5 protein-coding genes and 1 pseudogene are annotated in these 6,597 nt (G+C 71.3%); 1 reads left to right on the top strand and 5 read right to left on the bottom strand.

What is annotated here, in order from left to right; all coding sequences use genetic code 11:
• Positions 1–111: 111 nt before the first annotated feature.
• The 5 genes from QMZ92_RS29290 to QMZ92_RS29310 form a co-directional block, all read right to left on the bottom strand.
• Positions 112–1,194 (bottom strand): oligopeptide/dipeptide ABC transporter ATP-binding protein, encoded by a 1,083-nt coding sequence (locus QMZ92_RS29290; protein ID WP_283300579.1) that lies wholly within the window; start codon positions 1,192–1,194, stop codon positions 112–114.
• Positions 1,191–2,162 (bottom strand): ABC transporter ATP-binding protein, encoded by a 972-nt coding sequence (locus QMZ92_RS29295; protein WP_283300580.1) that lies wholly within the window; start codon positions 2,160–2,162, stop codon positions 1,191–1,193. Before QMZ92_RS29295 ends, QMZ92_RS29290 begins: the two co-directional genes overlap by 4 nt.
• Positions 2,159–3,046, bottom strand: coding sequence for an ABC transporter permease (locus QMZ92_RS29300; RefSeq protein ID WP_283300581.1), 888 nt, complete (start codon positions 3,044–3,046; stop codon positions 2,159–2,161). The genes QMZ92_RS29295 and QMZ92_RS29300 overlap by 4 nt, the downstream gene beginning before the upstream one ends.
• Positions 3,043–4,086 (bottom strand): ABC transporter permease, encoded by a 1,044-nt coding sequence (locus QMZ92_RS29305; protein WP_283300585.1) that lies wholly within the window; start codon positions 4,084–4,086, stop codon positions 3,043–3,045. Before QMZ92_RS29305 ends, QMZ92_RS29300 begins: the two co-directional genes overlap by 4 nt.
• A 93-nt stretch (positions 4,087–4,179) precedes the next feature.
• The gene (locus tag QMZ92_RS29310) at positions 4,180–6,165 is read right to left on the bottom strand and encodes an ABC transporter substrate-binding protein (protein WP_283300582.1); all 1,986 of its coding nucleotides are present in this window, start codon (positions 6,163–6,165) and stop codon (positions 4,180–4,182) included.
• Positions 6,166–6,388: 223 nt separating this feature from the next.
• Here QMZ92_RS29310 and QMZ92_RS29315 point away from each other — a divergent pair.
• A pseudogene (locus QMZ92_RS29315) lies at positions 6,389–6,597 on the top strand (transposase); the annotation flags it as partial.

A 6,597-nucleotide genomic window follows, 5' to 3' on the forward strand; every position in this document is an offset into this window, starting at 1 on the left:
CGAGCGGGCCCTCGGGGCGCGAACGGACCGGGCGCCACCTCGCCCGTCCGCCCGTCAGTACGCACCGACCCGGCGGGCGGCGATCCGGCACGGCCCTCTTCGCGATCCGCCTCACGCCTCCGGCGGGTCCGCCGTGCCTCCGTCGAGGCCGTCTCCGGGAGCCGCGCCGGCCGAGAGCGCCCAGTGGCAGGCCACCGCAGCCGTCGAGTCCCCGGCGAGGACCGGCAGATCCTCCGTACGGCACCGGCTCCCGACACCGGCGGCGTCGGCCGCTCCCGAGGCGAGGACCTGGCAGCGGGGGTGGAAGCGGCAGCCGGGCGGTACGCGCGACGGGTCCGGCGGTTCTCCGGAGAGGACCACCGGCGCCACCGCCGACTCCGGGAGCACCGACAACATCGCCTGCGTGTAGGGATGCTGAGGTCGTGTCAGTACCTCCTCCACCGTTCCCGTCTCCACGATGCGCCCGAGATACATCACCGCGACCCGGTCCGCGATGTTCCAGGCCAGGCCCAGGTCATGGGTCACCACCAGTGCGGAGAGGCCCAGTTCATCGCGCAGACGCAGAAGCAGCGCCAGGATCTCGCCGCGTACCGAGGCGTCCAGGGAGGCCACCGGCTCGTCGGCCACGATGAGTTCGGGCCGAAGGGCCAGCGCACCCGCGATCACCACACGCTGACGCTGGCCCCCGGACAGCTCGTGCGGGTAGCGGAGGAAGAACCGCTCCGGCGGCCGCAGACCCGCGCGCGCGAGCGCCTCCGCGACGGCCTCCCGCTCCCCGCCCTCGTACCCGTGGATCCGCAGCCCCTCCGACACCGCCTCGTACACGGTGTGCCGGGGGTTGAGCGATCCGCTCGGGTCCTGCAGCACCAGCTGCACCCGCTTGCGGTACGCCTTCAGCGCCCGGGAGTCGAAGGCGAGCGGCGCGCCCCCGAAGCACACCCGCCCCGCCTCCGGCCGTACGAGACCGAGGAGCGTCCGCGCCAGGGACGTCTTGCCGCAGCCGGACTCGCCGACCAGCGCGACGACCTCCCCTGCGCCGATGTCCAGATCGACACCGTCGACGGCGCGCGCAGCGGCGGCTCCGCGCCGGCCGGGGAAGGACACCCGGACACCGGAGGCCGACAGCAGGGGGACGGCGGTGGTGCCCGGGGACGCCTCCTTCCGGTCCGTGCCGGTCTCGTCGACAGCGCTCATGCTTCCTCCCGCACACCGACGCGCACACAAGCCGCGAGCCTGTCCGGCCCGGCCCTGCGCAGCTCCGGCTCGTCCCGGCCGCACACCTCCAGAGCCACGGGGCAGCGCGGATGGAACGTACAACCCCCCGGCAGCGCCGACGGGTCCGGAGGATCGCCCGGCAGCCCGCGCGGGGCCCGGCGCGACGCGGGATCCCCGATCCGTGGGAAAGCCGCCGACAGGGCCCGGCCGTAAGGGTGCTCCGCCGCGTCGTACACGGCGCGGGCCGGGCCCTCCTCCACCACCCGGCCCGCGTACATCACGGCGAGGCGGTCGCAGGTGCCCGCCAGCACCGCGAGATCGTGACTGATCATCAGCAGTCCGATGTCCTGCCCGGACACGAGCTGTTCGACCAGCCGCAGGATCTGCGCCTGGATCATCACGTCCAGCGCGGTCGTCGGCTCGTCGGCGACCAGCAGGCGGGGGTCGCAGGCCAGTGCCATCGCGATCATCACGCGCTGCCGTTGCCCGCCGGACAGCTCGTGGGGGTAGGCCGACGCACGCGAGGCCGGCAGCCCCACCTGCTCCAGCAGCTCACCGACCCGCCGACGCGCGGCCCCCTGCGTCGCCCGGCCGTGCACGAGCACCGGCTCCGCGATCTGGTCCCCGATGCGGTGCACCGCGTTCAGCGAGTGCATGGCCCCCTGGAAGACGACGGACGCCTCCGCCCACCGCACCGCCCGCAGCCGGCCCCACTTCATGGTGAGCACGTCCTCGCCGTCCAGCAGGATCTCGCCGGACAGCCGGGCCGATCCCGGCAGCAGCCGCAGCAGCGCCAGGGCCAGCGTCGACTTCCCACAGCCCGACTCGCCCGCCACCCCCAGCTTCCGCCCGGCGGCGAGCGTCAGGTCGACCCCGCGCACGGCCGGGACGGCGGACGCCCCGGCCCCGTACGTCACCCGCAGGTCCCTGATCTCCAGCAGGCTCAACGTGCCACCCCCAGCCTGGGGTTGAGGACGGATTCGACGGCCCGTCCGCACAGGGTGAACGCCAGCGCCACCAGCGCGACGGCGATCCCGGGCGGAGCGAGGTACCACCAGTGGCCCGACGACACCGCGCCCGCCTCCCGGGCGTCCTGGAGCATGCCGCCCCACGACACCACCGACGGGTCGCCGAGCCCGAGGAACGCCAGCGTCGCCTCGGTGAGGATGGCGGTGGAGATGCCGAGTGTCGTCTGGGCCAGCACCAGAGGCATCACATTGGGCAGCACATGGCGGGTCATGATGTGGCGGTGGCCGCCGCCCAAAGCTCTCGCGCGTTCGATGTACGGCCGCGACTCGACCGCGATCGTCTGTGCGCGCACCAACCGTGCCGTCGTCGGCCAGGTCGTGACCCCGATGGCCAGGACCACCGTCCACACGCTCCGCGACAGCACCGTGGCCAGCACGATCGCAAGAACCAGGGTCGGCATCACGAGGAACCAGTCGGTGATCCTCATGACGACCGTGGAGAACCAGCCGCCGTAGTGCCCCGCGACGATGCCCACGAGCGTGCCGATGGCCACCGACAGCACTGCCGCGAGCAGGCCCACGGCGAGCGAGATCCGGGCCCCCCAGACGAGCAGCCCGAGCAGCGGGCGCCCGAACTGGTCCGTGCCGAGGGGGAAGGCGCCGCTCGGCGACTCCAGCGCCCCGCCGGGGGCGTGGGTCACGCTCTGGACGTCGGTGCCGACCAGCAGCGGCGCGGCTACGGCGATCAGGGCGAGCAGTGCCAGACCGGCAAGGCCCACGACCCCGGCCCGGTGGGTGCGGTACCGGTGCCAGAAGCGTGCGACCGAGGCGCGTCGGCGCGCCCAGTGCAGTGACGTCGTCATCGGCCCACCCTCGGGTCGAGCAGCGGATAGAGCAGGTCGGCGAGCAGGTTCATCAGGATCATCGCCCCCGCGAAGACCACGAACAGACCCTGTACCAGGGGCAGATCAGGGACGCTGAGCGCCTGGTAGAACAGCCCGCCGAGCCCCGGCCAGGAGAAGACCGTCTCGACGAGGATCGAACCGGCGGCCACATGACCGAGGTTGATGAACACCATCGTCACCGTCGGCAGCAGGGCGTTGGGAACCGCGTGCCGCCGCCGCACGTCGTCGTCCCGCAAACCCTTGGCCCGGGCCGTCGTCAGATAGTCGCCGCCCATCTCGTCGAGCAGCGAGGAGCGCATCACCAGCAGCGTCTGCGCGTAACCGACGGCCACCAGCGTCAGCACCGGCAGCACCATGTGGTGCGCGACATCGAGGACGTACGCGACACCGGACGTCCCGCCCGATTCCATCCCGCCGGTCGGGAACACGCCCGGCACCGGCCCGATCCCCACCGAGAAGGTGATGATCAGCAGCAGCCCGAGCCAGAACGACGGCACCGACCACAACGTCAGCGCCACGCCGGTGTTCAGCCGGTCACCGAGCCCGCCGTGCCGCCACGCCGAGCGGGTGCCGAGCCACAGCCCGAGTGCCGAGTAGATCACCACCGCCACACCGGTGAGCAGCAGCGTCGCCGGGAGCTTCTGGGCGATGAGTTCCCCGACCGGCGCACGGAACTGGTACGACATGCCGAGGTCGCCGGTCAGCGCCCCGGCGCAGTACTCGGTGAACTGCCGCCACAGGGGCAGATCGAGCCCGAACTGCCGCCTCAGCGTGTCCAGTTGCTCGGCACTGGTCGGCATGCCGCGCGTCATCGCCTTGACCGGGTCGCCGGGGATGATCCGGAAGAGGAAGAAGCTGGTCACGAGGACGGCGAACAGCGACACGACCGCGCCGCCGAGTTTGCCGGCGAGGTACGCCGGATACGCGGCAGCCTTCGCGCCGGACGTACGGGCGCCGCGGCCGCCGGGAGAACCGGGCGACGGCGCCACGACCTTCATCTCGACCCCGGAAGCGCCCGGTTGGGCGGTGCCCGCCGGGGCGTCCGGGGCGTCCGGGGAGGAGCCGGAGGAGCTCGTGGTCCTGCTCATCGGCTACTCGCGGTCGTCGGCGGTGGCACGGCGGCGCCGACTGGTGAGGACGCCGACCGCTATGACCAGGACGACCGAGATGCCGATGCCGATCGCGACAGCGGCGGACGAGCCGCCACCGCCCGAGGCCGCCCGGCCCGCGGCGGCGGGCTCGGCGGACCACCAGCTCCAGTAGCCGTCCTGCCCGTACAGGTTGCCTGCGGCCTCGGGCATCGTCGTGATGGACTCGATCTGGTCGGTGCGGTAGGCCTCGAGCGCGTTCGGGTACACCATGACGTTCATGAGGCCGGTGTCGTACAGCCGGGACTGCATCTGCCGGACCAGGTCCCCGCGCCTGGCCGTGTCGTACTCCACCGCCTGCTGCGCGTACAGCTGGTCGAAACGCTCGTCGCAGATGAAGTTGTCCGTGGCGCCCGTGGCCCCCGGAGTCGCGGGCAGGGCCGAGCAGGTGTGGATGGACAGGACGAAGTCCGGGTCGGGATTCACCGACCAGCCGTCGAAGGCCAGGTCGTAGTCGCCCTTGAGCCACGGATCGGACACGTTGTCGAGGCAGTCGACCTTCAGCCCGATGCCGAGGTCCCCCCACCACTCCTGGAGGTACTTGCCGACCGCCTTGTCGTTGGGGTCGGTGGCGTGGCACAGGATGCGGAAGTCCAGCGGCCGGCCGTCCTTGCCCGTCCGCTTGCCGCTGCCGTTCTTCCGGTACCCGGCAGCGTCGAGCAGGGCGGCGGCCTTCGCCGGGTCGTAGGCGATCCGCTGGGAGGCGTCCGGCCTCCAGAAGTACGGGGCGAAACGGGGCGGGATGTATCCCTCGCCCTCCACGGCATGGCCCTGGAACACCTTGTCGACGATGGTCCGCCGGTCGACGGCGTGGAACAGCGCCTTGCGCACCACCGGATCGAGCAGCGCGGGGTGACCGCTGCCGAACCGGCCGCCGTTCTTCGCGCGTGCGCCCGGGTTGGCGGCGAGCGCGAAGAACCGACGCCCCGGTGCGTCGTTGACCTTGATGTTCTCGGAGTTCTCCAGGGAAGCGGCCTGCGCCGGGGTGAGGTTGGGGACGAAGGACACCTCCCCCTTGCGCAGCGCGGCGACCGCGGCGTCACCGTCCTTGTAGTACCGGAAGACGAGTTCGTCGAACTTCGGTGCTCCGCGCCAGAAGTCCTTGTTGGGCTTGAGCCGGATGTACCGGTCGACCTTGAAGTCGGTCAGGACGAACGGTCCGTTGCCCACGATCGGGAACGCCGTGTCGTTGTTGAACGTCGAGAAGTCGCCGACCTTCTCCCAGATGTGCTTCGGCACGATCGGGACGTCCAGCGCCGTCATGTTGGCCTGGGGCTTCTTGAGCCGGATGACGAGGGTCTCCGGGTCCGGAGCCGTGACCTCGGCGAAGTTGGCCGTGAAACTGCCGTTGGCGGTCGCGGCGTTCGGGTCCTTCATCATCTTGTTGAAGGTCCAGGCCGCGTCCTCGGCGGTGGCGGGCCTGCCGTCGGACCAGGTGGAGTCCCTGCGGATCGTGTACGTCCATGTCAGCTTGTCCGGGGACGGGCTCCAGGCGGTGGCCAGACCGGGGACCGGGCGCGCGTCCCCGGGGTCGTAGTTCGTCAGGTACTCGTAGATCAGCCGGTGGACGCTTGTGGAGACGAGCCGCTGGGCGAGGAACGGGCTGAGGGAGTCGACGCTCTGCGAGACGGCCACGGTCAGCACGTTGTCCGCCCCGTCCTTGTCGTCGCTCTTGCCGTCGTCCTGATTCGAGCCGGCGCCGTCCTGGCTCGTCCGGCCGTCCGTGAACTGCCCGGTGCCGTGCACGGCACGCGCCGCCCGGGTCTGCGCCTGCGCCTCTGCCTCCGTCTGCGGCGGTACGGCGGAGAGTGCGGAGGCCGCGATACCGGATGCGAGCAGCAGCCGCAACAGGCGAAGCGGGCGACGGCCCGTCCGCGAGAGGAAGGGGAGGACCGGGCGGAGGGAGCGGTGCGGAGCCGTTGTGATCATGGGACGTTGACCTCGCGTCGTAACTCGCATGGAGGAGGCACGTGGATCTGCTGGGCGCCAACTGGTGATGCGAAGGTCTATCAGCGTGGTCCAGACGAGTCAACCATGCCGTGACGCCGCGTCAGAACCCTTGTGGGCTGCATGAACGCCGAAGGGCCCGCACCGTGGACTTGGGTTCTAGGCGTCGTTGCAACACCCCAGCTCAGGGGATGCAATGGGCTTCAAGATCCGGGACCGGTCCGTCCCCGGCCACTGGGAAGGCGACCTGATCATCGGCAAGGACAACGGCTCCGCCATCGGAACCCTGGTCGAGCGCGCCACCCGCTACGTGATGCTTGTCCACCTGCCCGACGGCCGCACCGCCGAGCACGTCCGCAACGCCCTCGTGACAACGGTCAAGACGCTGCCCACGCACCTGATGCGCTCGCTGAC

This window comes from Streptomyces sp. HNM0645, assembly GCF_030056615.1.
GTDB classification, from domain to species: Bacteria; Actinomycetota; Actinomycetes; order Streptomycetales; family Streptomycetaceae; genus Streptomyces; species Streptomyces marianii.